The sequence below is a fragment of the Streptomyces sp. CA-250714 genome (assembly GCF_050936705.1).
Classification (GTDB): domain Bacteria; phylum Actinomycetota; class Actinomycetes; order Streptomycetales; family Streptomycetaceae; genus Streptomyces.
In genome coordinates this window covers 761,781-787,090 of record NZ_JBNJMI010000001.1, presented here as the reverse complement: position 1 = coordinate 787,090, position 25,310 = coordinate 761,781, and the positions used below count along the sequence as shown (strand labels likewise).

General features: G+C 70.2%; 21 protein-coding genes and 1 tRNA gene. 10 read left to right on the top strand and 12 right to left on the bottom strand.

What is annotated here, in order from left to right; genetic code table 11:
- Positions 1 to 4 precede the first annotated feature (4 nt).
- Complete coding sequence (locus ACQEU8_RS03655) at positions 5 to 1,141, top strand: alpha/beta fold hydrolase (protein WP_433096713.1); 1,137 nt, start codon at positions 5 to 7, stop codon at positions 1,139 to 1,141.
- A gap of 532 nt (positions 1,142 to 1,673) precedes the next feature.
- Positions 1,674 to 1,886, top strand: a complete 213-nt coding sequence (locus ACQEU8_RS03650; protein WP_433096711.1) for a hypothetical protein — start codon at positions 1,674 to 1,676, stop codon at positions 1,884 to 1,886.
- A 61-nt stretch (positions 1,887 to 1,947) separates the two neighbouring features.
- Here ACQEU8_RS03650 and ACQEU8_RS03645 read toward each other — a convergent pair.
- A tRNA-Pro gene (locus ACQEU8_RS03645) sits at positions 1,948 to 2,021 on the bottom strand.
- 249 nt (positions 2,022 to 2,270) lie between these two features.
- Here ACQEU8_RS03645 and ACQEU8_RS03640 point away from each other — a divergent pair.
- From ACQEU8_RS03640 to ACQEU8_RS03630, 3 genes are all read left to right on the top strand, one after another.
- A complete protein-coding gene (locus ACQEU8_RS03640) occupies positions 2,271 to 3,629 on the top strand; it encodes an NAD(P)/FAD-dependent oxidoreductase (RefSeq protein ID WP_433102125.1) in 1,359 nt (452 codons plus the stop codon).
- A 290-nt stretch (positions 3,630 to 3,919) separates the two neighbouring features.
- The gene (locus tag ACQEU8_RS03635) at positions 3,920 to 4,081 is read left to right on the top strand and encodes a hypothetical protein (RefSeq protein ID WP_433096709.1); all 162 of its coding nucleotides are present in this window, start codon (positions 3,920 to 3,922) and stop codon (positions 4,079 to 4,081) included.
- Positions 4,066 to 5,163, top strand: a complete 1,098-nt coding sequence (locus ACQEU8_RS03630; RefSeq protein WP_433096707.1) for a glycosyltransferase family 2 protein — start codon at positions 4,066 to 4,068, stop codon at positions 5,161 to 5,163. Before ACQEU8_RS03635 ends, ACQEU8_RS03630 begins: the two co-directional genes overlap by 16 nt.
- Here the strand turns inward: ACQEU8_RS03630 and ACQEU8_RS03625 are convergent.
- Positions 5,131 to 6,585 (bottom strand): lipase maturation factor family protein, encoded by a 1,455-nt coding sequence (locus ACQEU8_RS03625; RefSeq protein ID WP_433102123.1) that lies wholly within the window; start codon positions 6,583 to 6,585, stop codon positions 5,131 to 5,133. The two genes, ACQEU8_RS03630 and ACQEU8_RS03625, sit on opposite strands and share 33 nt — an antisense overlap.
- Positions 6,586 to 6,665: 80 nt before the next feature.
- Here ACQEU8_RS03625 and ACQEU8_RS03620 point away from each other — a divergent pair, with 80 nt between their 5' ends.
- From ACQEU8_RS03620 to ACQEU8_RS03605, 4 genes are all read left to right on the top strand, one after another.
- Entirely contained in the window at positions 6,666 to 9,407 is a 2,742-nt protein-coding gene (locus tag ACQEU8_RS03620; RefSeq protein ID WP_433096705.1) for an ABC transporter, read from the top strand.
- A gap of 194 nt (positions 9,408 to 9,601) precedes the next feature.
- Complete coding sequence (locus ACQEU8_RS03615) at positions 9,602 to 10,822, top strand: FAD-dependent monooxygenase (RefSeq protein ID WP_433096703.1); 1,221 nt, start codon at positions 9,602 to 9,604, stop codon at positions 10,820 to 10,822.
- A 91-nt stretch (positions 10,823 to 10,913) separates the two neighbouring features.
- Positions 10,914 to 11,591: a response regulator transcription factor gene (locus ACQEU8_RS03610; protein ID WP_433096701.1), complete on the top strand. Its 678-nt coding sequence runs from the start codon at positions 10,914 to 10,916 to the stop codon at positions 11,589 to 11,591.
- 69 nt (positions 11,592 to 11,660) lie between these two features.
- Complete coding sequence (locus ACQEU8_RS03605) at positions 11,661 to 12,740, top strand: LLM class flavin-dependent oxidoreductase (protein WP_433096699.1); 1,080 nt, start codon at positions 11,661 to 11,663, stop codon at positions 12,738 to 12,740.
- Between the two features lie 28 nt (positions 12,741 to 12,768).
- On the opposite strand, the gene ACQEU8_RS03600 is transcribed toward ACQEU8_RS03605, so the two are convergent.
- The 6 genes from ACQEU8_RS03600 to xylB form a co-directional block, all read right to left on the bottom strand.
- On the bottom strand, positions 12,769 to 14,229 hold the full coding sequence (locus ACQEU8_RS03600; protein WP_433096698.1) for an acyl-CoA synthetase: 1,461 nt from the start codon (positions 14,227 to 14,229) through the stop codon (positions 12,769 to 12,771).
- A gap of 145 nt (positions 14,230 to 14,374) precedes the next feature.
- On the bottom strand, positions 14,375 to 15,145 hold the full coding sequence (locus ACQEU8_RS03595) for a DUF4239 domain-containing protein (protein ID WP_433096696.1): 771 nt from the start codon (positions 15,143 to 15,145) through the stop codon (positions 14,375 to 14,377).
- A 107-nt stretch (positions 15,146 to 15,252) separates the two neighbouring features.
- Positions 15,253 to 15,375: a hypothetical protein gene (locus tag ACQEU8_RS03590; RefSeq protein WP_433096694.1), complete on the bottom strand. Its 123-nt coding sequence runs from the start codon at positions 15,373 to 15,375 to the stop codon at positions 15,253 to 15,255.
- A 1,147-nt stretch (positions 15,376 to 16,522) separates the two neighbouring features.
- Positions 16,523 to 17,179 carry an N-acetylmuramoyl-L-alanine amidase gene (locus tag ACQEU8_RS03585; RefSeq protein ID WP_433096692.1) on the bottom strand — a complete coding sequence of 219 codons (657 nt, stop codon included), beginning with the start codon at positions 17,177 to 17,179 and terminating at the stop codon, positions 16,523 to 16,525.
- Between the two features lie 165 nt (positions 17,180 to 17,344).
- On the bottom strand, positions 17,345 to 18,598 hold the full coding sequence (locus ACQEU8_RS03580; protein WP_433096690.1) for an ROK family protein: 1,254 nt from the start codon (positions 18,596 to 18,598) through the stop codon (positions 17,345 to 17,347).
- A 122-nt stretch (positions 18,599 to 18,720) separates the two neighbouring features.
- Positions 18,721 to 20,169, bottom strand: a complete 1,449-nt coding sequence (gene xylB / locus ACQEU8_RS03575) for a xylulokinase (protein WP_433096688.1) — start codon at positions 20,167 to 20,169, stop codon at positions 18,721 to 18,723.
- A 142-nt stretch (positions 20,170 to 20,311) separates the two neighbouring features.
- Here xylB and xylA point away from each other — a divergent pair, with 142 nt between their 5' ends.
- Complete coding sequence (gene xylA / locus ACQEU8_RS03570) at positions 20,312 to 21,478, top strand: xylose isomerase (protein ID WP_433096686.1); 1,167 nt, start codon at positions 20,312 to 20,314, stop codon at positions 21,476 to 21,478.
- A 67-nt stretch (positions 21,479 to 21,545) separates the two neighbouring features.
- Here xylA and ACQEU8_RS03565 read toward each other — a convergent pair whose 3' ends face one another.
- The 4 genes from ACQEU8_RS03565 to ACQEU8_RS03550 form a co-directional block, all read right to left on the bottom strand.
- The gene (locus tag ACQEU8_RS03565) at positions 21,546 to 22,583 is read right to left on the bottom strand and encodes a sigma-70 family RNA polymerase sigma factor (RefSeq protein ID WP_433096684.1); all 1,038 of its coding nucleotides are present in this window, start codon (positions 22,581 to 22,583) and stop codon (positions 21,546 to 21,548) included.
- A gap of 140 nt (positions 22,584 to 22,723) precedes the next feature.
- Positions 22,724 to 23,536 carry an amino acid ABC transporter ATP-binding protein gene (locus tag ACQEU8_RS03560; protein WP_433102121.1) on the bottom strand — a complete coding sequence of 271 codons (813 nt, stop codon included), beginning with the start codon at positions 23,534 to 23,536 and terminating at the stop codon, positions 22,724 to 22,726.
- A gap of 83 nt (positions 23,537 to 23,619) precedes the next feature.
- The gene (locus ACQEU8_RS03555; protein WP_433096682.1) at positions 23,620 to 24,399 is read right to left on the bottom strand and encodes an amino acid ABC transporter permease; all 780 of its coding nucleotides are present in this window, start codon (positions 24,397 to 24,399) and stop codon (positions 23,620 to 23,622) included.
- On the bottom strand, positions 24,396 to 25,214 hold the full coding sequence (locus ACQEU8_RS03550) for a basic amino acid ABC transporter substrate-binding protein (RefSeq protein WP_433096680.1): 819 nt from the start codon (positions 25,212 to 25,214) through the stop codon (positions 24,396 to 24,398). The genes ACQEU8_RS03555 and ACQEU8_RS03550 overlap by 4 nt, the downstream gene beginning before the upstream one ends.
- Positions 25,215 to 25,310 lie beyond the last annotated feature (96 nt).

Sequence of the window (25,310 nt, the reverse complement as noted above, 5' to 3'; positions counted from 1 at the left end):
CACCATGGCCAAGACACTGCACCATCATTCCGATGGTCCGACCACCGGGCCCGCGCTGCTCCTCGCCCCGTCGCTGGGCACCTCGGCAGCCCTGTGGGGGGCGGTCGCACCCGAGTTGAGCTCCGCCTTCCGCACCGTCAGCTGGGACCTGCCAGGGCACGGCGGCTCACCCGCCGATCTCATCGGCCCCGGCGCGACCGTCGCCGACCTGGGCAGGCTGGTCCTCGCACTGGCCGACTCACTTGACCTGAACCGCTTCCACTACGCCGGGGTGTCGCTCGGCGGCGCGGTCGGGCTGTGGCTGGCGGCGCACCACCCCGACCGCATCGGCCGGCTCGCCGTCATCTGCTCGTCGGCGCACTTCGGCCCGTCCGGCCCCTGGCAGCAGCGAGCGGCGCTGGTACGCGGCTCGGGCACGGGCCCGGTCGCCGAGACGGCACCCGCACGCTGGTTCACCCCCGGCTTCGCCGCGCCCGGACTCGTCGACGATCTGCGCAGGACCAGCCCGGAGGCGTACGCCGCCTGCTGTGATGCCCTGGCCGTGCTCGACCTGCGCGGGGAGCTCCCGCTGATCAGCGCTCCGACCCTGGTCGTCGCCGGCCGGGAGGACCCCGCCACGCCGCCCACGCATGCCCGGGAGATCGCGGACTGCGTGGGCGGCGCGGCACTCGTCGAACTGGCCGAAGCCTCACACCTCGCGGTCGCCGAGTGTCCAAGGGCCGTGCTCAGCGCGCTGCGCGAGCACTTCTCGGCACCCGGTCCCGGCACTGGTGCAGCGGTACGAAGGCAGGTGCTGGGAGACGCCCACGTCGACCGCGCCCAGGCACGTACCACGGAACTCACCGCACGCTTCCAGGATTTCATCACTCGCTACGCATGGGGAGAGATCTGGACCGACCCCACGCTCAGCCGACGTGAGCGCAGCCTCGTCACGCTCACGGCACTGGTGGCCAATGGGCACCTGGAAGAGCTCGCCCTGCACGTACGGGCGGCGCGACGCAACGGGCTCAGCCTCGAGGAGATCGGCGCGGTGCTCCTTCAGACGGGGGTCTACTGCGGTGTTCCCGCCGCGAACGCGGCGTTCGCGGCGGCGCAGCGGGCCCTGGCCGATTGTCCCGATGGGGATCAAGCTCGGTGCTGATATCGAGCACCGCGCTGACCGGACTTCGCCGTACCGGGCCCGGGTTCGGTGGACCGACCCGGTCACCAAGAAACGCTCTTCGGCCTCCGAGGCGTTCGAGAAGGAGGACGCCGCGCAGGAGTGGATCGACCGGCTGCGGCAGATCGCTGCGCGGGGCGTCACGCCGACCGTCGCAACCATGGCGTTGGCCGAGTACGGCGAGGAGGAATGGGACCTCGCCATGCGCGGCCTGGAGGTCAAGACCATGGACCCGGTACAGCGCAGGCTGGCGGTTGCGTGTGTTGCCGACCATCGGGCACGTCCCCGACCGGGACATCACCACGGGCATCGCGGACCGCGCGGTGTATGGGCGAAGTCGTCCAGTTCGCAGCCTGCACCGCTGCCCGTATCGGTGAGGTGTCGGGGGTCCGCGTCAAGGACATCGACCGCCGAACGTGGACGTGGGACCTGTGTCGGCAGACCACACCGGGCCCGGCGGTCTGGTTGACAAGGGGGCCAGGGGCACGAACTGCGGTACACAGGTCTGGCGTGGATGGCCGATGCCGGGATGCCCCCTCACGTGCTCGGCAAAATCGCTGGACACGGATCGCTCACGACGACGCAGCGGTATTCGCACCCGGACCAACAAGCCGTCGAGTTGGCCGGCTCCGCTCTGTCGGCTCACCTGGCCACGAGCCAGAAGGTACCTGGTCCCCAAATGGTCCCCAGCGACGAAACGTCGCGCCATCTGCGAATCGTGCGCTGAAGCCGCAAAGAAGCCCGCTGACCTGGAGAATCTTCTCAAAGTCAGCGGGCCTTCTTCGCAGTCGGGACGGCGGGATTTGAACCCACGACCCCTTGACCCCCAGTCAAGTGCGCTACCAAACTGCGCCACGTCCCGGTGCTCGTTCGGCTCGGGGCTTCCCCTCGCCGCTCGCGCACAAAGAACAATACAGCACTTCAGGGGGTGCTCGCTCACCCCTCCCCCTCGGAAACGGCCGGGGCGGCGAAGATCGTCCGCGGGCAGATGACCAGGCGGCGGGCGGTCCGCCGGGTTTGGTGGGCGGGTGGGTGGGAACTCCGGCGGTCCTGCACCAGACGGCCGGGCCGCGGGCGGTTCCGGCCTCGCTCGTGGGAGGAGGTCCCGGTGGTGAGCCGGTCCCGCATAGTGATCGTCGGAGCTGGATTCGCCGGATACCAGGCGGCGCGTACTCTCTCGCGCACGCTCCGTGGTGCGGCGGAGATCGTGCTGGTCAACCCCAACGACTACTTTCTCTACCTGCCCCTGCTGCCCGAGGTCGCCTCCGGCATCCTGGAGCCGCGGCGGGTGTCCGTCTCGCTGGCCGGCACGCTGCCCCGCGTACGGCTCGTTCTCGGCGAGGTCGACCACATCGACTTCGACCAGCGCCGGCTCCAGTACGTGGATCCCGAGGGGCGCTCCGGCGAGCTGGACTACGACCGGCTGCTACTGACCGTCGGCAGCGTCAACAAACTGCTGCCCATCCCCGGAGTCGCCGAGCACGCACACGGTTTCCGGGGCATGCCGGAAGCGCTCTATCTGCGTGATCACATCAACCGGCAGATCGCCCTCGCCGCGGCGTCGGAGGACCCGGAGGAGGCTGCGGCCCGCCGGACCTTCGTGGTCGTCGGGGCGGGCTACACGGGCACGGAGGTCGCGGCGCACGGCCAGATGTTCGCCGAATCCCTCGCCCGGCAGCACAGCCGCCGACCCGACCGGCAGGACGAGCAGGGCAAGCGGACTGCGAGCGCTCGGCACGGGGAAGGGCAGCGGACCCGTTGGATGCTTCTCGACATCGCCCCCCGCGTACTGCCTGAGCTGGACGAACGCTTGGCCGACACCGCGCACAAGGTCCTGACCCAGCGGGGCGTCGACGTGCGGACCGGCACCTCGGTCAAGGAGGCGACCAGCGAGGGTGTGCTGCTGGACAGCGGGGAGTGCATTCCGACCCGCTCGTTGATCTGGTGCGTGGGCGTCCGACCCGACCCCCTCGTCAAGGACCTCGGACTTGAGACACAGCAGGGCCGCATCGTTGTCGACGAGTACCTGCGCGTGCCCGGCAGGCCGGAGGTCATGGCCTGCGGTGACGCCGCCGCGGTGCCCGACCTGACCCGTCCCGGGGAGATCACGCCGATGACGGCGCAGCACGCCGTACGGCAGGGAAAGGTCGCCGGCCGTAATCTCGCGGCCTCGTTCGGCTACGGAGCCTCGCGCCCCTACAAGCACCGCGACCTCGGCTTCATGGTCGACCTCGGCGGGGTCAAGGCCGCGGCGAATCCGCTGCGCGTACCGCTCTCCGGGCCGCTCGCCAATCTGGTGACGCGCGGCTACCACCTCGCTGCCATGCCGGGAAACCGCGTCCGTGTCCTGGCGGACTGGGCGCTGGACGCTGTGCTGCCGCGGCAGGCGGCGCAGCTGGGGCTGGTCAGGTCCTGGTCCGTGCCGCTGGAGTCGTCGTCGCCCGAGGTGGCACGGGTGCCGGCGCCCTGATCCCCGGCTCCTTACGTTGCGCTCGCCGGCCCGCATGCCCGCTCTGCTGCTTCCCGTCACCCGCCCGGGTGACGGGGTTATGCACAACCGGCCGGTTATCCACGGAAAGTAAGCCGCCCACCACGGAGCGAGCAGCCGGAGCTAGCTTTCTCGTAACGGGCCCGAACGGCCGAACTGGCGCCGACCGGGTCGCACTGTGCAGCGCGGGACCACGCCCGCGCGGCACACCGTGCCGCGTCGTGCCACGTCGCACGCCGCGCACACACACCGCACGAGAGAGGAAGCAACGCATGCACGGGGGACTGCCACTCATCGGTCTGAGCATGCTCGTCTACGGAGCCGTCGGCGCCGCCGCCCTGACCAAGGGAGCGCTCGACCGGTTCCGCGGCCGGACGAGGCGGACCAGCAGGAACGCGGAACAGGGGAGGGGCACCGCATGCGCGTCCCTGTGACGGTGATCGTCCCCGCCCACAACGAAGAGGCGGGACTCCCCGCGACACTCGAGTCCGTACTGGCCCAGACCATGCCGCCCGAGCAGGTGATCGTCGTGGACGACGCCTCCGACGACCGCACCGGCGACGTAGCCCGCGCCTACGGAGTGGAGGTGCTGCGCCCAGCAGCCAACCTCGGCAGCAAGGCGAAGGCGCAGAACCACGCCCTGCCGCACTGCCGCGGCGACCTGGTCCTGGCCGTGGACGCCGACACCGTCCTGGCACCGGACTACATCGAACGCATCCTGCCGGCGTTCGACGACCCCTCCGTCATGATCGCGGCGGGCAACGTACAGACCCGGTTCGCCCGGACCGTGTGGGAGCGGGGCCGCTCGGTGGAGTACCTGCACGGCTTCCACTGGCACCGCCCCATCCAGCAACGGGCCAACAGCCCGATGGTCTGCTCCGGTTGCTGCTCCGTATTCCGCCGCCGAGAGCTGATGGCGGCAGGTGGCTTCCCGGAACGCACCATCGTCGAGGACATGGACTACACATGGAGCCAGCAGATCGCCGGTCACCGGGCCCGCTACGTCAGCTCCGCAGTCGCCTGGGCCGCCGACCCCGAATCCCTGCTCTACCTGCGCAAACAGGTCTGGCGCTGGATGGCGGGCTTCTGCCAGAACGTGCGCGTACACGCCGGAGAGCTGATCTGGCGCAAACCGATACTGGCCGTATGGGTACTGCTGGCGCTGGTCGAGATCCTCATGGCGCCCCTGTGGTGGTGCGCGCCAGTGGTGCTGACCGTCGCCTTCGACAACCCGGTGCCGGAGACACTCGCCTGGTGGGTCGGCACAGAACTCCTGTGCACCCTCCCACCATTGGTCTACGCGGCACGCAAGCGCGGACTGAGGCTGCGGAAGGTGATCGCCGATCTGCCCTGTGTGTACCCGACCAAGGCCGTCAACCTCTGGTACGCGTGGAAGGCGGTACTGGTCGAACTGGTTCTGGTCCCTCTGCGCCTCTCCCGCGGACTGACCGTCTACGAGAAAGGCCGCGGCCCCACCCCACTGTCAGGAGGTGTACCGGCCACCGCGCTGCCCTGAGAGCCGGACAGGCGGCAGGAACTCGCGCACCAAGGTCCGATGCCACCACGCGCCCGTCTCCCGCCGCTCCTCCCGCGTCGTGAAGCGGTAGCGATACAGCAGCGCCCGCACATGCGCAGGAGGCTGCTCGGGGAACGGGTTGCTGTGCAGCAGCCGCAGAGTGGCCCGGTCGTTCTCGAGGAGACGGGAGACGAACGGTTCGAACCAGCCGCGGGTGTAGGCGGGCGAGAGCGCGGCAAACCACATCTGCCAATCGAGACGCAGGTGATACGGCGCGAACTGGCGCGGCAGCCGGCGCACATTCCCCGGCTTGCCCTCGAACTCATACTCGCGCCACACCGTCTCCGGCGTGATCTGCTCCTCGTCCGTGCCCTCGAGAACGATCTCCTGCCGGACGCGGGTCACACTGCCGAACGCGCCATAGGTGTTCACCAGATGGAGGGGATTGAAGGACCGGTTCATCTGCTGGGTCCGACTGAGCAGATTCCGTGCGGGCCAGTAGCTGAGCACGACGACCAGCGCCGTCGCCACGCACACCACAACCGCGAACCACAGCGGAGAGGCATCGAAGGAAGGAGTGCCCGTCAGCGGAGAGGTGTCGACGGCGGAGAAGGCCAGAACGATCGTCAGCCAGTTGAGCCAGGAGAAGTTGCCCGACAGAACGAGCCACAGCTGAGTGACGATGATCAGCCCCGCCGCGACCGTGGCAACAGGCTGCGGAAAGAACAGCCCGAAGGGCACGATCAGCTGGGCCACATGGTTGGCGGCCACCTCCACCCGGTGCAGCCGCTTGGGGAGGTGGTGGAAGAACCAGCTCAGCGGGCCGGGCATCGGCTGGGTCTCGTGGTGGTAGTACAGGCAGGTCAGCTTGCGCCAGCACTCGTCACCCCGCCACTTGATCAGCCCGGCGCCGAACTCCAGTCGGAAGACCAGCCAGCGCATCAGCCACAGAGTCAGCACAGGCGGCGCCGTCTCCGCGTTGCCCAGAAAAATCGCGAGGAAGCCCGCCTCCAGCAGCAGCGACTCCCAGCCGAAGCTGTAGAAGATCTGCCCGACGTTCACGAACGAGAGATAGAGGACCCACAGCAGTGCCCACATCACCATCGACGCCCACAGGGGCACAGCATCCCCGGCCCCCGCCACCATGGCGGCGGCCAGCACGACCCCCAGCCACGCGCAGGTTCCGGTGACGCGGTCGTCGCACCGCCAGTGGAACAGGCTCGGAGAGGCACGGAACGGCACCCGCCGCACGAACGCGGCCGCGGGCAGCAGCCCGCGCTCGCCGAGCAGCGCCCGGAACTGCATCGCCGCCGAGAAGAAGGCGACGAGGTAGACAGCGGCCAAGGCGCGCTGCAGGACCAGCCGGCTCAGCTCGTACCCGGGCGCCGAGAACCACGGTGTGAACCACTCCATGGCGGCCATGAGTACCACTCGCACACGTCCCTCACGCCCTGGCGGGGCCGCTGACACGACGCACCGGACGGGTAGCCGATCATGGACGGATGAGCGACGACGGTTACGTACGAGTGCGGGGCGCCCGCGAGCACAACCTGCGGAGCGTGGACGTGGACATTCCGCGGGACGCGCTGGTCGTCTTCACCGGCGTCTCCGGTTCGGGAAAGTCCTCGCTCGCCTTCGGCACTCTCTACGCGGAGGCACAGCGGCGCTACTTCGAGTCGGTCGCTCCCTACGCGAGGCGACTGATCCACCAGGTCGGAGCGCCACGGGTCGAGGAGATCACCGGTCTGCCGCCGGCGGTGGCGCTGGAGCAGCGGCGTTCGACCCCGACGGGGCGCTCGTCCGTCGGCACGGTGACCACGCTGTCGAACTCGCTGCGGATGCTCTTCTCGCGGGCGGGACGCTACCCGGTGGGTGCGGAGCGGCTGGACTCGGACGCCTTCTCGCCCAACACGGCGGCGGGTGCCTGCCCGGAGTGCCATGGGCTGGGCATCGTGCACCGGGTCACCGAGGATTCGCTGGTGCCTGACCCGTCGCTGAGCATTCGTGAGGGCGCCATCGCCGCCTGGCCGGGGGCGTGGCTGGGCAAGAATCTGCGGGACGTCACCGCGGCGCTCGGTTACGACATCGACCGCCCATGGCGGGAGCTGCCTCCCGAGCAGCGGGAGTGGCTGCTGTTCACGGACGAACAACCGGTCGTCACTGTTCACCCGGTGCGCGAGGCGGGCCGTATCCAGCGGCCCTACCAGGGCACCTACCAGAGCGCGAAGCGGTATGTGCTGCACACCTTCGCGGAGACGAAGAGTGCCACTCTGCGGCAGCGGGTCCGGCGCTTCCTGGTCAGTGCGGACTGTCCCGTGTGCGGAGGGCGGCGGCTGCGACCGGAGGCGCTCGCCGTGACGTTCGCCGGCCGGGACATCGCCGAGCTGGCGGCGCTGCCGCTGGAACGGCTCGCGGGGGTGCTGCGTGGGGGTGTGGGGGAGGGGGAAGGGGGTGGGGCCCCCGAGGAAGGCATCCAGGAGAGTGTCGCCGCAGCCCTCTGCCAGGACCTCGTCTCGCGCATCGACGTACTCGTCGAGCTGGGTCTCGGCTACCTGAGCACCGACAGACCCACCCCCACGCTTTCGGCGGGGGAGTTGCAGCGGCTGCGCCTGGCCACGCAGTTGCGGTCGGGCTTGTTCGGAGTGGTCTATGTGCTGGACGAGCCGTCGGCCGGGCTGCACCCCGCGGACACGGAGGCGCTGTTGACGGTCCTGGACCGGCTCAAGGAAGCGGGGAATTCGCTGTTCGTGGTCGAGCACGAGATGGCGGTGGTCAGGCGGGCGGACTGGATCGTGGACGTTGGCCCCAGAGCGGGCGAGCACGGAGGCGAGGTGCTCTACAGCGGCCCTGTCCCCGGGCTGGCGGGGACGGAGCGCTCGGCCACACGCGTGTACCTCTTCCCGGAGGCAACCAGCGTGCCCGAGGCGTCCAACGTGCGCGAAGCAAGCAGCGCGCCCGAGGCGCTCACCCCACCCGCCACACCCCAAGCCCCTCCCACGCCCGAAGCACCCACCGCAACCAGCGCCCCCGCCGCATCCGGCGCATCCCACGTGCCCATCGCGCCCGAGACCCCCGCGGGCCCCCTCGACCGCTCCGTATCGAGCGCGGTCGTGCCGTCCGGCCGTGATGCCGGGCGGCAGCAAGGGCCGGCCGAGCGGCGGCGTCCGGAGCGTTGGTTGTCGCTGTCCGGGGTGACGCGGCACAACCTACGGGGGCTGGATGCGGAGTTTCCGCTCGGCGTCTTCACGGCTGTCACGGGTGTGTCGGGTTCGGGGAAGTCCACGCTGGTCAGCCAGGTCCTCGCCGACATCGTCGCCGACCACACCGGCACTGGGGGAGCCGCCGTGGGAACCGGGGCCGGTGCGGGCCAAGGGGCGGAGAACGAAGAGCAGGAGTCCGAGCAGGCGATCGCACAGGATCGCAGGGCCGGTGTCGCGGCGGCCGAAGGACTGGCGGCGGTGGACCGGCTGGTGCGGGTCGACCAGAAGCCCATCGGACGCACCCCGCGCTCCAACCTGGCGACGTACACAGGGCTCTTCGACGCCGTACGGAAGGTCTTCGCAGCCACGGAGGAGGCCAAGGCACGGGGTTACGGTGCGGGGCGGTTCTCCTTCAACGTCGCCGAAGGCCGCTGTCCGACCTGCCAGGGCGAGGGGTATATCGCCGTGGAGCTCCTGTTCCTGCCGGGCACGTATGCGCCGTGTACGGACTGCCATGGGGCGCGCTACAACCCCGAGACCCTGGAGATCACCTATCGGGGTGCGACCATCGCCGATGTCCTCGGCATGACGGTCGACGGCGCCGCCGCCTTTCTTTCGGACGTCCCGGCGGCCCGGCGCGGGCTGGACGCCCTGCAGCGAGTGGGCCTCGGGTATCTGCGGCTGGGGCAGCCGGCGACGGAGCTCTCCGGCGGCGAGGCGCAGCGGATCAAGCTTGCCAGCGAGCTACAGCGCACCCGCCGCGGTCACACCCTCTACCTCCTGGACGAGCCCACCACCGGGCTGCACCCTGCTGACACGGAGGTACTGCTGCGGCAGTTGCACGGGCTGGTACAGGCCGGTCACACCGTCATCGTCGTCGAACACGATCTGGCCGTGGTCCGCAGTGCCGACTGGGTCATCGACCTCGGTCCCGGCGGCGGCGACCGGGGCGGGCGGATCGTCGCTGCCGGAACGCCGGAGGAGGTGGCAGGCTCGCGCACCAGCGTCACCGCTGCCTACCTTGCGGCCGCACTGAACGGGTGACCGCAGTGCCACCGTTGCCCGGTCCTGGGCCTGACCCTTGCATCGCCCTGCACCGTCGGCCCGCGCCACCCGCCGCCACACCCCCACCGGCGGTGGCCGCACATCCGGGGGCTCTCCTGGGCAACCACCTGCCCCCACAGGCGGTCCGTACGGAGAGCAACACTGAACGGATCGCGTACCAACCAGGAGGCACCATGAGGCACGCGCTCGTCATCGGAGGCGGTATCGCGGGGGCCATGACGGCGATTTCGCTGCGGAAGGCCGGGATCAGTTCCACCGTCTACGAGGCCTACCCGGCCGGTGCCGACGACGCGGGTGCTTTCCTTGTGCTCTTCCGCAACGGCCTCGAGGCGCTGCGTACGGTCGACGCTCACCAGGTCGTCCTCGACGTGTCGTTCCCGGCCGAACGTGTCGAGATGCTCGCGCACACCGGCGACAGCTTGGGCGTGCGGCCGGTCGCCGGTGGTGGCAACGACCGTTCTGGCGACGGCCGCGGCTTTCTGGGCCCACGAACGCTCCGGCGTGCGACTCTCTACCGTGCGCTGCACGAGGAGGCGGCGCGCCGGGGCATCACCATCGAGCACGGCAAGCGCCTCGTGACTGCCGACACCGCGCCCGACGGCGGGGTGACCGCCCACTTCGCCGACGGCACCCATGCGGAAGGGGATCTGCTCATCGGCGCGGACGGCCTGCACTCCGTCACTCGTACGCTCATCGACCCCGACGCGCCCACGCCTCGCCATACCGGCCAGATCACCGTCTGCGGTTACGCCCCCAGCGTTCCGCCGGAAGCCGCACCGGCGCCCGGCACCTACCGGATGATCCAGGGGAGGCGGGCCCTCCTCGGCTGCACCATGGCACCCGACGGGGAGGTGTGGTGGTTCGCCAACACGCCTGGCCGGCAACTCAGTCGGGAACAACTGGCCACCGGGACGCCGGAGGGGATGGCCCGGTGGCGGGAGCACGTCTTCTCCGTGTTCTCCGACGATGCCTCACCCGCCGCCGACATCGTCCGGGCGAGCGGTGGAATCGTCGCCACCAACGCCTACGACATCTCCCGCACGCCGGTCTGGTACCGCGGGTCCATGGTGCTGCTCGGCGACGCGGCGCACGCGGCTGCGCCCAATGCCGCGCAGGGCGCTTCCATGGCGATCGAGGACAGCGTCGTACTCGCCAAGTGCTTGCGCGATTTCCCTGACCTCGGGGAGGCGTTCGCCCGCTTCGAGGCGCTGCGCCGGGACCGGGTGGAGGCTGTTGTCGAACGCAGCGCCCAGCTGAACGACCGGGTCGTCCCCCGCCCCACCGAGGCCCGCAGCCTCCCGCGGCAGGACGACGAATCCGGCAGCGACGGGCTCCTGGGATACCGCATCGACTGGGACGTCCCCGTAGGGGACGACGCGAGCTCCAACGCCTGAGCCGCCCCACCCGTCGTCCCGCCTCGGGGCGGGAGGAATGCGGGTGGAGGGCGGGGCGAGGTGCCCGCAGTCGGCTGGCTACCGTATGCGCATGACCATCCGCGTGCTCCTTGTCGACGACGACGCCCTCGTGCGGGCCGGGCTCCGGCTGATGCTGGAAGGCAGCCCGGACATCGAGATCGTGGGTGAGGCTGCGGACGGCAGCCAGGTGTTGCCGCTCGTCGGGGAGCACCGTCCGCACGTCGTTCTGATGGACATCCGGATGCCGACCGTGGACGGGCTCACCGCGACCGAGACGCTGCGGGCCCATGACGAGCCGCCCGAGGTCGTCGTCCTCACCACCTTCCATGCGGACGCCCATGTACTGCGGGCGTTGCGTGCCGGCGCCGCCGGGTTCCTGCTCAAGGACACCCCTCCCGCCGAGATTCTGGCCGCCATCCGCAAGGTGGCCTCCGGGGAGCCGGTGCTGTCCCCGGCTGTCACCCGCCAGCTCATCCAGCACGTCACCCCCGCAGGGCACGACAGCCGCCGGGCACGCGCCAGGGAAGCCCTCGCGGAACTCGGCGAACGGGAGAGCGAGGTCGCGCTCGGAGTGGGCCGCGGACTGGCGAATGCGGAAATTGCGCGTTCGCTCTATATGAGCGTTCCAACGGTCAAAACGCACGTCTCCCGCATTCTGACCAAGCTCGATCTCAACAACCGCGTCCAGATCGCCCTCCTGGTGCACGACGCCGGACTGCTGGAAGAAGCCGCAGCCGACGAGGAGTAACAGCAGCGACGTGGAGCGCCTGTGCGCCGGGGAGGGGAATCCATGGCGCTCCCAGGTGTTGCAACAGATGTGACTTCATCGCGACGGTTTCCGGTACCTCTCTCCATACTCGACCGCTCCCTCACCCGGGAGGGCGAGCACCCTGGGCAGGCGCTGCGTGAGACGGTGCGGTTCGCGCAGCAGGCGGAGGAGTTGGGCTTCCGGCGTTTCTGGGTCTCCGAGCACCATGCCGTCCCCGGGATCGCCGGTTCCGCGCCGACCGTGCTCGCCGCAGCGGTGGCCTCCGCCACTTCCCGGATCCGTGTGGGTACCGGTGGAGTGATGCTGCCGAACCACCAGCCGCTGGTGGTCGCCGAACAGTTCGGGGTGCTGGAGTCGCTCTTTCCCGGCCGTATCGACATGGGGCTGGGTCGCTCTGTCGGCTTCACCGACGGCATCCGCAAGGCGCTACGGGTGGGCAAGGACGCCGCGGACGGCTTCAGCGCGCAGATATCCGAGCTGCTCGGCTACTTCGACGGCACAGGCCCGGTCCGTGCCCGGCCCGCCGAGGGACTGCGTGTGCCGCCGTTCGTACTGGCGGTGGGCTCGGGCGCGGCAGTGGCTGCCGAGCACGGGCTGCCCCTGGTGATCGGTGCTTCCCATGACGAGCGCCGGACCCGGGAGGCAGTGGAGACCTACCGGGCGGCCTTCAGGCCCCGCGCGGACGGCACCGCCCCGTACGACACTGCTGCGTACGGCGCTGCCTCACATAGCGCCGGATATTCCGCGCCCTATGTGATCGTCGCGGTGAACGCAGCCGCTGGCGACAGCCGCGAGGAGGCGGAGCTCCTTCAGCTTCCGGAGGCGTGGTCCACGGCGCTCTCCCGCACCCACGGCACTTTCGGCCCGCTCGTCGCGCCCGAGGAGGTGCAGGGCCGCACCATGAGCGCGAAGGAGCGCACCGCCTTTGACGAGGCACGCCGGTCGCAGCTGCGTGGGACCGCGACGGAGGTGGCCGACGCGCTGGCCGGACTGGTGGAGCGTACGGGCGCCGACGAGGTCCTGTTGACGCTCAATACGTACGACCCCGACGACCGCCTCCGCTCATACCGCCGCCTGGCGGACGCCGCCGGACTGGTGGGCTTGCCGAAGCCCTCGGCCGTGGGCTGAGCTGACCGCCCACGTCGGGCTGGCGGCGTCACCCTTGCTGACCGGGCAGCTCCCGCTTCAGCACCTTGCCCATGTCGTTGCGCGGCAGCGCGTCCAGGAAGCGCACCTCGCGGGGGCGCTTGTGCGGCGCGAGCTGGTCGGCGACCAGATCGGCCAGCTCGTCCGGGAGGGGCTGCTGCTGCGGCGAGGCCGGGACGATCCAGGCGACGATGCGCTCGCCCAGGTCGTCGTCGGGCTCACCGGTGACCGCTGCCTCGGCGACGGCCGGGTGGCTGAGGAGCACATTCTCGATCTCGCCCGCGCCGACCTTGTATCCGCCGGTCTTGATCAGGTCGGTGGCCTTGCGGCCGACGAGACGTACGGATCCGTCCGCGTCGCGGGTCGCCATGTCGCCGGTGCGGAACCAGCCGCCGTCGAAGGCTTCGGCTGTCGCGTCGGGACGGTTGAGGTATTCGGTGAACAGGTTCGGCCCGCGCACCTGGAGTTCGCCCACCGTCTCGGTGTCCCCGTCGGGGAGTCGCTTGCCAGCGTCGTCGACCAGCCGGATGTCCACATCGCGCAGCGGCACACCGACAGTGCCCGGACGGGAGGTCCCGCCGGGGCGCACGCTGGTGTTCATCAGCGTCTCGGTCATCCCGTAGCGTTCGATCACCCGCTGTCCGGTCGCTGCCGTGAGCCGGTCGTGGTCGTGCAGCGGCAGCGCGGCCGAGCCGGACACCAGCAGCCGCGCCCCGGCCAGCGCCCGCACCAGGTCCGGATCGCTGGAACAGGCGTCGGCGAGGCGGTGGTACATCGTCGGTACGCCGAACAGCATCGTCCCGCCGCCGGCCATCTCCTGTGCCACTCCCTGGGTGCTGAAGCGGCCCAGATGGCGCAGGGCGGCTCCGCGGCGTAGCGGGCCGAGAACGCCGATGATCAGCCCGTGCACATGGAACAGCGGCAGACCGTGCGCCAGTACGTCGTCCGCCGTCCACTGCCACGCCTCCCCCAGCGCGTCCAGGTTGCTGGCCACGGCGCGCCGGGAGAGCACCACACCCTTGGGCGGTCCGGTCGTCCCCGAGGTGTAGACGATGAATGCCGCAGCCTCCGCGTTCGGCTCGGGAGGCAGCACCCAGTTCTGCTCCTCCGCCGCCTCCGCGGAGATCTCGATGTCCGTGCGGGGCACCGAGCCGAGCGGCTCCGGGAGCTGGGCGCCGGGCTCGGCCAGCACTGATCCGGGTGCGCTGTCGGTGACGATATGTGCCAGTTCGCTCTCGCCGCTCTTCGGGTTCACCGGCACCACAGGAACCCCGGCCAACAGCCCGGCGACGACGCCCACCGCCGTCTCCAGGCTGGGTGTCGCCCAGACCGCGACGGGCGCCGACGCCTGGAGCCGGGCGGCCAGACCGCTCGCCACGGCAGCCAGCTGACGGTAGCTGAGGGCTCGGTCTCCGAAGCGCAGCGCCGTATGCGGGGACGCCGTGTGCAGCGCGGGGAAGAGCAGGGACACCCGGACTCCTTTGTGATCTCTCGCCTCTGGGTACCGCCAGCATCTCACCCGCCTCCGCACCGGAGGAGACGGCGGGGGAGACGACGAGGCCCGGGTGTCCAGCGCCGTTCATCGGGCGCATCCGGCCCATCCGCGCTCAGCCCGCTCAGCCCGAGGAGCCGGTGGCCTGCGGGAACAGCGTCGCGAACGTTTCCGTCGGCTCATCGAGACCACGGGCGAACGGTGCGTCGAAGTGCCAGACGAGGAACAGCAGGAACGCGATCAAGGCGCTGAAGATGCCTGCGAGAATCAGCTCCCTGCCCGAGCGCTGGATCTGGAGCGCGAAGAGCATGCCCACGGCGACTACGGCACCCGCGTACAGCCCGATCCACACCACTCCCGGCATCGTCGGCCCGGCGCTCGATCCGCGTTCGGTACGCGCGGTGTCGGCCTCGGCGACCTGGTCGACCACTGCCTGATACGACTGCGCCTCCTGGTTGTTCGTCGGCTCGTAGGAGGCCACGTCCTCGCGAAGCCGGTCGAGCATTCGGGCACCCCGGTCGGTGAGTTCGCCGTGTTCGACCATGTGCGACCACTCGGTCGTGACGGCGTACCGCACATAGGAGTTGATGTCCTTCCGCACGCGGTCGCGTTCGTCGGCGGGATAGACGCCCACCCGTTCGCTCACCTCGTGCAGCGCCTGCGCCTCCTGCGTCACGGCCTCCTCCGCTGCGTTGCGTGCCTCCCAGACCCCGGCGATCGCCAGGCCCAGGACGATGGCGTAGACCACGCCGATCATCATCGTCATGTACTCGATGACGTCCGGGGTCTCGGACGGATCCTCCGTGGCGGCGCGTCGGCGTCTGAGGACGACGACCGCGACAACCACCAGGCAGGCGGCGACCAGGCTGAGGGTCAGCATGAGCCATTCGGACAACAGGGCCTCCACAGAGCGCGAACCGGCTGGACGGTAGGGCGGGTTGGTGAGGGTGCAGCAGTGGCACCGGGGATTGCCGCACGGAGCGGGGAGGGCGGGGAAAGTCTTCAGCCGCTGCTCGCTCCGGAGGCGTTACCGGCCGCCGCTTGCCTCGTGCTGTTGGTGCGTGGGCGCAGTGCGGCGGCCGCAAGCACGGCCGGAGCGACGATCAGCAGCGTGCGGGTGACCATGGACATGCTGCCGTCGGGCCGCTGGCGGTCAGGTACCGGCTGTCGCGGGGCCGCGAGCACGCTGCGCGAGGGGGCTGGTTCCGGGGTGGACGGGGAGGGCGACTTCCGTGCGGGCTTGGGCGAGGGCTTCGGTCGAGCGGCGTCGGTTTGGTGCCGGACGGGCGCCGCTTCCGCGGGCTCGGGCGGCTTCGGAGCCGGGGTCTTCGACGGTGTGTGGGAGGGGGAAGGCGAGGCCGGAGTGGGCGGGGGAGGGCTCGGCTTCGGCGGCGGCGTCGGTGAGGGTACGGGTGGTGGCGTGGGGCGCGGCGGGCGCGGGGCGCACGGCCGGTGCCCTGCCCAGAGGTGCAGGTTGACGCCGTCCGCGGTCTGCACCGTCATGGAAGCCCCCGGGCAGCCGTCTGGCCGTCCGGCTGTCGCGTTCACGTGAGTGCCGTCCGCGTCGACGGAGAGGCGGGCGCCTTCATCGGGATCAGGAACGGGGCCCTGTACGGCACTCGTCGGCAGTGGCGCCGCCGCCGTCGGCAGGGGTCCTGTCGCCGTCGGCAGGGAAGCCGCTGTCGGCAGGGGAGGTGGAGCCGCTGTTGTCGGCAGGGGAGCCGCCGCTGTCGGCAGTGATGGTGCCGCCGCAGGTGCGACTGGCGCGTGCCGGTCCGCCGGCTGTGCGGCAGACGAGTCGGTGGCTACGACCACCGTTCCCGCCGCCGTACCGAGCGCCGCGCACGCGAGTGCGGCCGCAGTCAGCGTCTGCCGTCTGCTGCGGCTCTCGTCCCGCCTGGTGTTCTGCCTGCTGTCCCGTCGTCGCACATGCTGAGGATGGAGGGGAGTGCGTAGCGCGCAGAAGACTTACGGGCAGCAGTCACACGATGGGTTGAAGTGCTTGCGTGCCCGGGCGGCCACGCGGCCGAACTGGCGTATGAGGACAGCCTGTTGGCTCGCCGCGTCGTTCGCACGCCGAGGCGTGCGCTGCTACCACCGGGTGGGCAGCGCGAACGGTCCAGAACCGCCTTGGGAGTCGCGCGGGCCCGGTCGGCCGGGCTTCCGGGCCCGCGAGCGGTCACCTGTTGGCCTTGTGCCATGAGTGTCATCTGTCGGATGCCACGAGCGTGAACCGTCGGACCGTGCCGCGTTCGTCGTAACTCGCGCTCCTCTACTGTGCCTTGATGAGCTCCATGTAGTGCGCCCAGTCCCAGTGCGGGCCGGGGTCGGTGTGGGTGGCGCCGGGGACCTCGTTGTGGCCGATGATGTGCTGGCGGTCGACCGGGATGTTGTGGCGCCGGCAGACATCCGCTGCCAGCGCGGCCGACGCCTTGTACATCGTCTCCGTGAACCACTTGTCCGGCTCGTCGATCCAGCCCTCGTGCTCGATGCCGACGCTGCGGGTGTTGTAGTTCCAGTTGCCCGCGTGCCAGGCCACGTTCTTCTCGCGCACCATCTGGGCGACATGGCCGTCGGCGGAACGCACCACGTAGTGCGAGGAGACGGCCTTGTCGGGGTTCTGGAAGATGGCCAGCGTGTCGTCGTAGTACTCCTGAGTGACGTGGATGACCAAGAACTCGATCGGGTACTGCGTCGGCCGGTTCGCGTTTGTGTAGTTGGACGTGGACGCCGGGATCCACTCGGCCTTGGGGTAGTCGACGGCTCGCGGGCCTCTGGAGCGGGCCACCGCGGCTCCGCCCGAGACGAGTGAGGCGCCGGCCAGCCCGGCGGCGAGGGTGAAGCCTGCCCCGCCGCGCAGTAGTGCGCGGCGTGAGGGGAGGTGCGGGCGTGCCTGTGCGGATGCGTGGTACTGGCGTGCTGAGTCCATCGTGTCTCCCAGTGGGGGGAATGGAGGAGTAATGGGGGCACGTGCAGCGCGAGTTGACGCGCGTTGATGATGGCAGCCGTGTGGGAGGCTGCCAAGGGCCGTCGGAGTGTGCCATTGGACCGACCTGTGGTCGCTCCACGGACAGTCACTCCACTGCCCAGATAGTTATCCCCCGTTTGCGGCCCGGTACGACAACGGGTCGTTCAGTACCTCACGCACGGCCGTATGGGCAGCCCCCAGCAGCGGTCCGTCCGCGCCCAGTCCCGAGACGAGCAACTCAGGTGGCGCTCCGGGTGCCGCCGTACGCTCCACCAGTTCCCTCTCCAGTGACGGTCGCAGCCACGGTGCGAACCGTGCCAGGACGCCACCCAGCACCAGGGCACGGGGGTCCAGCAGGTTGACTGTCCCGGCCAGCACGAGCCCCAGCGCTGCCCCGGCCTCCTCGAGCGCGCGCAGCGCCCGTTCGTCCCCTGAGGCCGCGCGGTCCCGGAGGGTATCGAGCGCGTCGTCCCTGGGGCCGTCGGTGGCGATCCCCGCAGCGTGCAGCAGTGCCAACTCGCCCGCGTACTGCTCCAGGCAGCCCGTGCCCCCGCAGGCGCAGCGTGGCCCGTCCGGCCGAACGGGCATATGGCCGATCTCGCCCGCGAACCCCCGATTACCGCACAGCAGTTCGCCGTCGAGCACCACTGCGGCACCGATGCCGACCTCCGCCGATACGTGCACGAAGTCGCGGGGGACTCTGCCGCTGTCCAGCCACAGTTCGGCCAGTGCCCCGAGATTGGCCTCGTTGTCGACGATGAGCGGCAGCGATCCACCCGCCGCTGGCGCCGCTCCTGGCCCCGTCTCTTCCCCCACCGTCCCCACCTGAGCGAGCGCGGGAGCGATGTCCGTGTCGTGCCAGCCCAGGTTCGGGGCGTGGACGACTGTCGACGTTCCCCGGGCGACCAGGCCGGGCACCGCGACCGCGAGAGCGGCCGGGCTCAGTTCGAGCTCGCGGGCCTGTACGGCCACCTCGTCCACCAGCTCCCGCAGCCGGGCCAGCACCGCCGCCGGGCGGCTGTTCCTGCCCTCCGATCCGGTCTCCCTGCGGGCGCGCACCTGGCCGCGTACATCTACCGCGCAGACGGCGAGATGATCGACCCCGATCTCCGCACCCAGCCCGCACGGTCCGCTGTCGGTGAGCGCGAGCGCGGTGCCGGGGCGGCCGGGTCCGCCGTCGGGCGGCGTCGGCCCCTGCTCGGTGAGCAGACCGCTGCGCAGCAGTTCGTCGACGAGTGTGGAGACTGCCGTACGGGTCAGCCCCAGCCGTGCGGCAACAGCCGCACGGGAGGAGGGCCCCTGCTCGGCCACCGCGTACAGCACGCGCGACAGATTGCGCCTGCGTATCTCCCGCTGGGAGCTGGGCGGCTGAGCTGCCATGAAGGGATCCTTCCGAGGTGAACCGACGGCTCGCCGCTGGCTGCGGTCGGGCGACCGCAATAGGGGCGACTGTTGCAGGGAGGCTGCTGACCACTGGTGCGCCGGCCGCACCGGTTACACGTTCACGGCCGTCTCCCGAGCAGCGCTCCGGCGTCCTCCAAGGTCTCCGCGAGCCGGGACAGCGTGTCCTCGTCACGTTCGACCGGTTCGTACGAGGCGCCCTCGGTGGTGCGCCAGCGGCGGGCGACGGCGGCCGGGTCCTCGCCCAGCAGCAGCCCCGCGGCCTGCGCCGCGGCTCCCAGCGCGACCAACTCCTGCGCACTCGGCACCTGAACGGCCCGCCCCGACAGCCGCCGTACCGTCTCCCGCCAGGCCGTGCCTTTGGCGCCCCCGCCGATCAGCAACAGTGGCGCCTCCTGCGCCGTACCGGTGTCGCCACCCTCGGCCAGGACGAGGTCGAGTGCGCGCAGCAGTGCGAAGACAGCGCCGTCGTAGGCGGCCTGGAGCACCTGGCCGCCCGTGGTGGCGTGCTGGAGGCCGGTCAGCAGTCCGCTGGCGTACGGGAGGTCAGGGGTGCGCTCACCGTCGAGGAAGGGCAGGGCGGTGACCTGCCCGCCTGTCTCCACGTCCTCGCGGTCCCGGGAGAGAAGCGCGGCCATCCGGTCCACTGCCAGGGTGCAGTTGAGGGTGCAGGCCAGCGGGAGCCAGCCGGTGTGGGCGTCCGCGAAGCCCGCTACGGTCCCCGTGGGGTCGGCGGGTCGGCGGCTGGAGACGGCGTACACCGTGCCGGAGGTGCCCAGGCTGAGAACCGGTTGCCCGGGCACCAGACCCAGGCCGAGTGCCGCGGCCATGTTGTCCCCGGTGCCGGTGGCCACCAGGGTGCCCGGCGTGAGGAACCCGTCCTCCGTCTCCCGAACCGTGCCCGCCGCCTCACCGCTGCCGCGCACGGGGGGCAGGAGCGCGGGGTCCAGTTCGGCGAGCCGCAGAATTTCCTCGTCGTAGGACTCGGTCGCCGAGGCCCACCACCCGGTGCCCGAGGCGTCACCTCTGTCGGTGCTCGCCTCCCCGGTCAGTCGCTCGGTCAGGAAGTCGTGCGGCAGCCGCACGGCTGCGGTCGAGCGGGCCGCTGCTGGTTCGTTCTCCTTCAGCCAGGCCCACTTGGTGACCGTGAAGGCCGGCGGGGGCACGCTGCCGACGCGCTCGGCCCACGCCTTCGGGCCACCGAGACCGGCCACCAGGCGGTCCCGCTGGGGAGCCGACCGAACGTCGTTCCACAGCAGCGCGGGGCGTACCGGGCGGCCTGCGGCGTCCAGTGTCACCAGACCGTGCTGCTGGCCCGCGACAGAGACGGCCGCCGCCTCACTCGCGGCTCGTCCGCACTGTCCCACCGCGGTACGGAACGCCTGCCACCACTCCTCGGGGTCCGTCTCGCGCCGGTCGCCCGGGGAGACGGTGTGCGGGGCCTGGCCCCGGGCGACCACCTGGCCGGTCGCGGCGTCCACCACGAGGGCCTTGGTGGACTGGGTCGAGCTGTCGACCCCGATGACGAACGGGCCTTCCGGTGCGCTCATGGCCTGCCGCTCCCTTCCCTGGCTGCCGATGCTGTGCGCATACTAATTTGTAAACGGCCATGACGAATAGCCTCGCGTCGCAGTGCCTGGGTGTTCTCACAGGGGTGACGGCGCGGGAGGTGCAGGGGAGAGGAACGGCAGGATGAGCTACGAGCCCGTACCGGCGGATAAGTTCAGCTTCGGCCTGTGGACGGTGGGCTGGCAGGGCCGGGACCCGTTCGGAGACGCCACCAGGGCGCCGCTCGACCCGGTCGAGTCGGTGCACCGCCTCGCCGAACTGGGCGCCTGCGGAGTGACGTTCCACGACGACGACCTCATCCCGTTCGGCGCCCCCGAGGGCGAACGGGACGCGCACGTCAAACGGTTCCGCCAGGCACTCGACGCGACAGGCATGACGGTGCCCATGGCGACGACGAACCTGTTCACCCACCCCGTCTTCAAGGACGGCGCGTTCACGGCCAACGACCGCGACGTACGGCGCTTCGCCCTGCGTAAGACGATGCGCAACATCGATCTGGCAGCCGAACTGGGCGCTCACACCTACGTCGCCTGGGGCGGCAGGGAAGGCTCCGAATCCGGTGCCGCCAAGGACATCCGGGCAGCACTCGACCGAATGAAGGAAGCCTTCGACCTACTGGCCGAGTACGTCACCGAGCAGGGCTACGGCCTCCGCTTCGCGCTTGAGCCGAAGCCCAACGAGCCGCGCGGCGACATCCTGCTGCCGACCGTCGGCCACGCGCTCGCCTTCATCGAACGCCTCGAGCGGCCCGAGCTCTTCGGCGTCAACCCGGAAGTCGGGCACGAGCAGATGGCCGGGCTCAACTACCCGCACGCCATCGCCCAGGCCATGTGGGCGGGCAAGCTCTTCCACCTGGACCTCAACGGCCAGTCCGGCATCAAGTACGACCAGGACCTGCGGTTCGGCGCGGGGGACCTGCGGGCCGCGTTCTGGCTGGTCGACCTGTTGGAGAGCGGAGGCTACGACGGGCCGCGCCACTTCGACTTCAAGCCGCCGCGTACCGAGGACACCGCAGGAGTGTGGGCCTCGGCGGCGGGCTGTATGCGCAACTACCTCATCCTGCGCGAGCGCGCCGCCGCCTTCCGCGCCGACCCCGCCGTCCAGGAGGCACTGCGGGCCTCCCGGCTGGACGAACTCACCCGGCCGACGCTCGACCGGGACGAGACGCCCAGCGCCCTGCTGGCCGACCGCACAGCCTACGAGGACTTCGACATCGAGGCGGCTGCCCAGCGGGGCATGGCCTTCGAACACCTCGACCAGCTGGCCATGGACCACCTGCTGGGTGTCTGATCCCCGCTCTTCCCAGGTCGTGCGGTCGCCCGGTGCCGAGCGCGGTGGCTCGGCACCAGGCGTCGGCTCAGCGCCGTGCTGCGGCCTCCGCCGCGCTGAGCTGGGCCGGCAGGCCGAACGTCGCGAACAGGTCGTCCCCGAAGAAGGCACCCACGTGGGCGACCTGTCCGTCCCTCAGCGTGAGCACCTGGAGGTGGAACGGCCGGTATATGCCGTCCTCCCGCAGGTTGTAGAGCCCGAAGGCGGGCTGGCCGTTGGCCGAGGTCGGCAGCATGAGGCCCTCGTCGCGACCGATGGGGCACTGGGCCCCGATGAGCCGCACGATGTTCTCCCGGCCGCGGAACCACTGCGGGAAGGGAGGCATCTCCCAGACGGCGTCCTCCTTGAACAGATCCACGATGGCCGTCACGTCGGAGCGCTCGAACGCTGCCGCATACCGGTCCAGCAGCTCGCGCGCCGCCGGGTCGGTGGGCTCGGCCAGCTCCTCCTCCACCGGTGCCACCTGTTCGAGCTGCGCACGGGCCCGTTGCAGGGCGCTGTTCACGCTCGCCGTCGACGTACCGAGCAGTTCGGCGACCTCGGCCGCCCGCCACTTGAGCACATCCCGCAGCAGCAAGACGACACGCTGCCGGGTCGGCAGGTGCTGGAGGGCGGCCACCAGCGCCAGCCTCATCGAGGAGCGGTTCACCACCACGGAGGCGGGGTCCGTGGGCCCGGACCCCGAGAACATCGCGTCCGGGATCGGCTCCAGCCAGGGCACCTCCGGCGACTCGGTCACCGGGCGCTCGGGGTCGTCGCTGGGCGCGCCGAGGCCGGAGGGCATCGGGCGCCGGCCACGCTGCTCGATCGCGGTCAGACACGCGTTGGTGGCGATTCTGTACAGCCAGGTGCGCAACGAGGATCTGCCCTCGAAGCGATCGCCGGCCCGCCACGCCCGCAGATAGGTGTCCTGCACCAGATCCTCGGCGTCGTGCACCGACCCCAGCATCCGATAGCAGTGCGCCAGCAGTTCGTTGCGGTACGGCTTCGCCTGCTCCAGCAGCTCCTCGGCACTGCCGAGGGGCTGGTCCACGGGAGCGTCCGCCGTACGGGGGCTGTCTGCCATCGTCCCTGCCTTTCGTCTGCTCCGGTCACCCAACGGCACCGGCGAAACACTCGTCGTCGATGAGAGTGAATGTAGAGCACGGGTCTGACAGCCTGCTCCCTCCAGCATGGCGGACGGAGCCATTCCCCCGCGGGCGGCCGCTACCGGGGCTGCTGTTTCCGCACCTCCTCGCGGTCCTCGTCCGGCTCCGGCGGTCCCGGCGAGCCGCCCTCCAGCACGTCCGCGGCCGCCGGATCGAGCACCCGGGCGAGGAACGCGCGGGTGCGCGCGTGCTGCGGATCGCCCACGACCCGGTCCGGGGGGCCCTCCTCGACGACGAGCCCGTCGTCCATGAAGATCACCCGGTCGGCGACCTCCCGGGCAAAGCTCATCTCATGGGTGACGACCAGCATGGTCATCCCGTCGTCGGCCAGTCCGCGCATCACTGCCAGCACATCGCCGACCAGCTCCGGGTCCAGCGCCGAGGTCGGCTCGTCGAACAGCATCAGATCGGGACCCATGGACAGCGCGCGGGCGATCGCCACCCGCTGCTGCTGGCCGCCGGAGAGCTGGGCGGGGTAGCTGGTCTCCTTCTCGGTCAGCCCCACGCGGCGCAGGTTGCGCCGGGCCACCTCCTCCGCCTCCGCCTTGCCGCGCCCCAGCACACGCTGCTGCGCGATGGTCAGATTGCCCAGCGCTGTCAGATGGGGGAAGAGATTGAACGCCTGGAAGACCATGCCGATCCGGCGCCGGACCCGGTCGATGTCCACTTCCGGATCGGTGACCTCGGTGCCGGCGACACGCACCGTGCCGGACGTCGGCTCCTCCAGCAGGTTCACACAGCGCAGCAGCGTCGACTTTCCAGACCCCGACGGGCCGATGACACAGACCACCTCACCGCGCCGCACGGTGATGTCGATACCGCGGAGGACTTCCAGCTCACCGAAGAACTTGCGCAGTCCCTCGACCTCGATGGCCGCCGCGCCGTCCCCGTTCGTTCCTTTCGTTCCCTTCGTTCCGCCCGTTGCGTTCGTTCCGGTCACCTCGCTCACCCCGGTCACCTCGCCTTCGCCGTACGGGCCTCCAGGCGGCGCACCAGATGTCCCAGTGGCAGCGTGATGGCCAGATAGAACAGCCCCGCGATCAGGATCGGAGTGAGGCTGCGGTGCTGGTTGAGCGCGTCCCGGCCGAACTTGGCCAGCTCGTACTGGTCCATCGACAGTCCGAGAAGGTAGACGAGCGAGGAGTCCTTGGTGAGCAGAATGAGCTCGTTGGCCAGCGGCGGCAGCACGATGCGGAACGCCTGCGGAATGACGATGGAGACCATCGCCCTGGCTGAGGACATGCCCAGAGAACGTGCCGCCTCCGTCTGCCCCTTGGGGACAGCCTGGATACCCGCACGGATCGTCTCCGCCATATAAGCCGCACCCACCAGGCCCAGGGCCAGCATCACCGTCACGTACTGGTTGATGGACACCTGGAAGGCCAGCGGTACGCCGAAACCGAGCGCGATGAACACCAGCAGCGCCGGTACGCCCCGGAAGAACTCGATGTAGGCGACGGCCAGCCAGCGGTACGGCAGCACCTGCGACAGCCGCATCAGCGCCAGCAGCAGCCCCAGTCCGAGCCCGAAGGTGAAACCGAGCACCGTATAGACAACCGTGTTGACCAGTGCGGTCGTCACGACTTCCGGGAACTGCTCCTTGGCCACCTCGACGTCGAAGAACGCCCGGCGCAGCTCGCCCCAGTCAGCGGCGAACACGAAGACCAGAACGACGATCAGCAGGACGCCGTACTGCGCGGCGCGGATGGCGCGGGTGCGGTTACGGCGGCTCATTTCTTGGGCTCCGTGCCGAACCACTTCTTGTAGATCTTGTCGTAGCGCTTGTCCGCCTTGGCCTTCTTGAGCGTTTTGTTGATCTGCTTGCGCAGCGCGTCGTTCCCGGTCCGTACACCGATGCCGTACTGCTCGCCGGTGTCGAACTCCGTGGTGACCTTGGTGTCCGGGTTCTTCCTGGCGTAGTCGTAGAGCACACCGTTGTCATTGATACCGGCGTCGACCTGGCCGGTTTTGACGGCGGTCAGCAGCAGTCCGAGGTCCTCGTACTGGCGCGTAGTGACGCCCTTGGCGTGCTTCTTGGCGTACTCCTCGCCCGTGGTGGACTGCTGGACGCCCAGCTCTTTGCCCTTGAGGTCATCGAGGGAGTCGTACTTCTTGTCCTTCTTGACGAGGAGGGCCTGGGTCGCCTCGAAGTAGGGGGCGGAGAAGTCGAGGTTCTTCTCGCGGACAGGGGTGATGGTCATGCCCGCCGCGGCCAGATCGCACTTGCTCGCGTTCAGGTCCTCGCCGGTCTGGATGCCCTCGAAGGGGGTGTCCACGATCTTCTGCTCGACCTTGAGGTCCTTGGCGACCAGATCGACCAGGTCGACGTCGAACCCGACGATCTTCTTGCCCTGCTTGAACTGGAAGGGTTCGTACGGAAGGTGGGTGCAGGTGGTGAGCTTGCCCGCGGCCACCAGCTGCACCTCGTCACCGCCCTTGCCGGAGGTCTTGGTGCTGGAGCAGGCGGTGACGGCCGTCAGGAGTGCGGCCGTCAGTACTGCCGTCAGGGATATCCGGTGCTGTCGCTTACGCGCGGATCGTGCGGACACAGCGCCTCCACAAGGGGGACAGGTCGGCAATGGAGCCCGATCATGGCTGGTAAATGCCGTGCATCCTGCCATCGGCGCGAGGCGATGTCAGCTGTG

Excerpts from the sequence above, each read along its gene's own strand:
- ACQEU8_RS03655 (WP_433096713.1), top strand. The coding sequence starts at position 5 with ATGGCCAAGACACTGCACCATCATTCCGATGGTCCGACCACCGGGCCC.
- ACQEU8_RS03650 (WP_433096711.1), top strand. The coding sequence starts at position 1,674 with ATGGCCGATGCCGGGATGCCCCCTCACGTGCTCGGCAAAATCGCTGGA.
- ACQEU8_RS03635 (WP_433096709.1), top strand. The coding sequence starts at position 3,920 with ATGCACGGGGGACTGCCACTCATCGGTCTGAGCATGCTCGTCTACGGA.
- ACQEU8_RS03630 (WP_433096707.1), top strand. The coding sequence starts at position 4,066 with ATGCGCGTCCCTGTGACGGTGATCGTCCCCGCCCACAACGAAGAGGCG.
- ACQEU8_RS03625 (WP_433102123.1), bottom strand. The coding sequence starts at position 6,585 with ATGGCCGCCATGGAGTGGTTCACACCGTGGTTCTCGGCGCCCGGGTAC.
- ACQEU8_RS03620 (WP_433096705.1), top strand. The coding sequence starts at position 6,666 with ATGAGCGACGACGGTTACGTACGAGTGCGGGGCGCCCGCGAGCACAAC.
- ACQEU8_RS03615 (WP_433096703.1), top strand. The coding sequence starts at position 9,602 with ATGAGGCACGCGCTCGTCATCGGAGGCGGTATCGCGGGGGCCATGACG.
- ACQEU8_RS03610 (WP_433096701.1), top strand. The coding sequence starts at position 10,914 with ATGACCATCCGCGTGCTCCTTGTCGACGACGACGCCCTCGTGCGGGCC.
- ACQEU8_RS03590 (WP_433096694.1), bottom strand. The coding sequence starts at position 15,375 with ATGGTCACCCGCACGCTGCTGATCGTCGCTCCGGCCGTGCTTGCGGCC.
- ACQEU8_RS03585 (WP_433096692.1), bottom strand. The coding sequence starts at position 17,179 with ATGGACTCAGCACGCCAGTACCACGCATCCGCACAGGCACGCCCGCAC.
- ACQEU8_RS03580 (WP_433096690.1), bottom strand. The coding sequence starts at position 18,598 with ATGGCAGCTCAGCCGCCCAGCTCCCAGCGGGAGATACGCAGGCGCAAT.
- xylB (WP_433096688.1), bottom strand. The coding sequence starts at position 20,169 with ATGAGCGCACCGGAAGGCCCGTTCGTCATCGGGGTCGACAGCTCGACC.
- xylA (WP_433096686.1), top strand. The coding sequence starts at position 20,312 with ATGAGCTACGAGCCCGTACCGGCGGATAAGTTCAGCTTCGGCCTGTGG.
- ACQEU8_RS03565 (WP_433096684.1), bottom strand. The coding sequence starts at position 22,583 with ATGGCAGACAGCCCCCGTACGGCGGACGCTCCCGTGGACCAGCCCCTC.
- ACQEU8_RS03555 (WP_433096682.1), bottom strand. The coding sequence starts at position 24,399 with ATGAGCCGCCGTAACCGCACCCGCGCCATCCGCGCCGCGCAGTACGGC.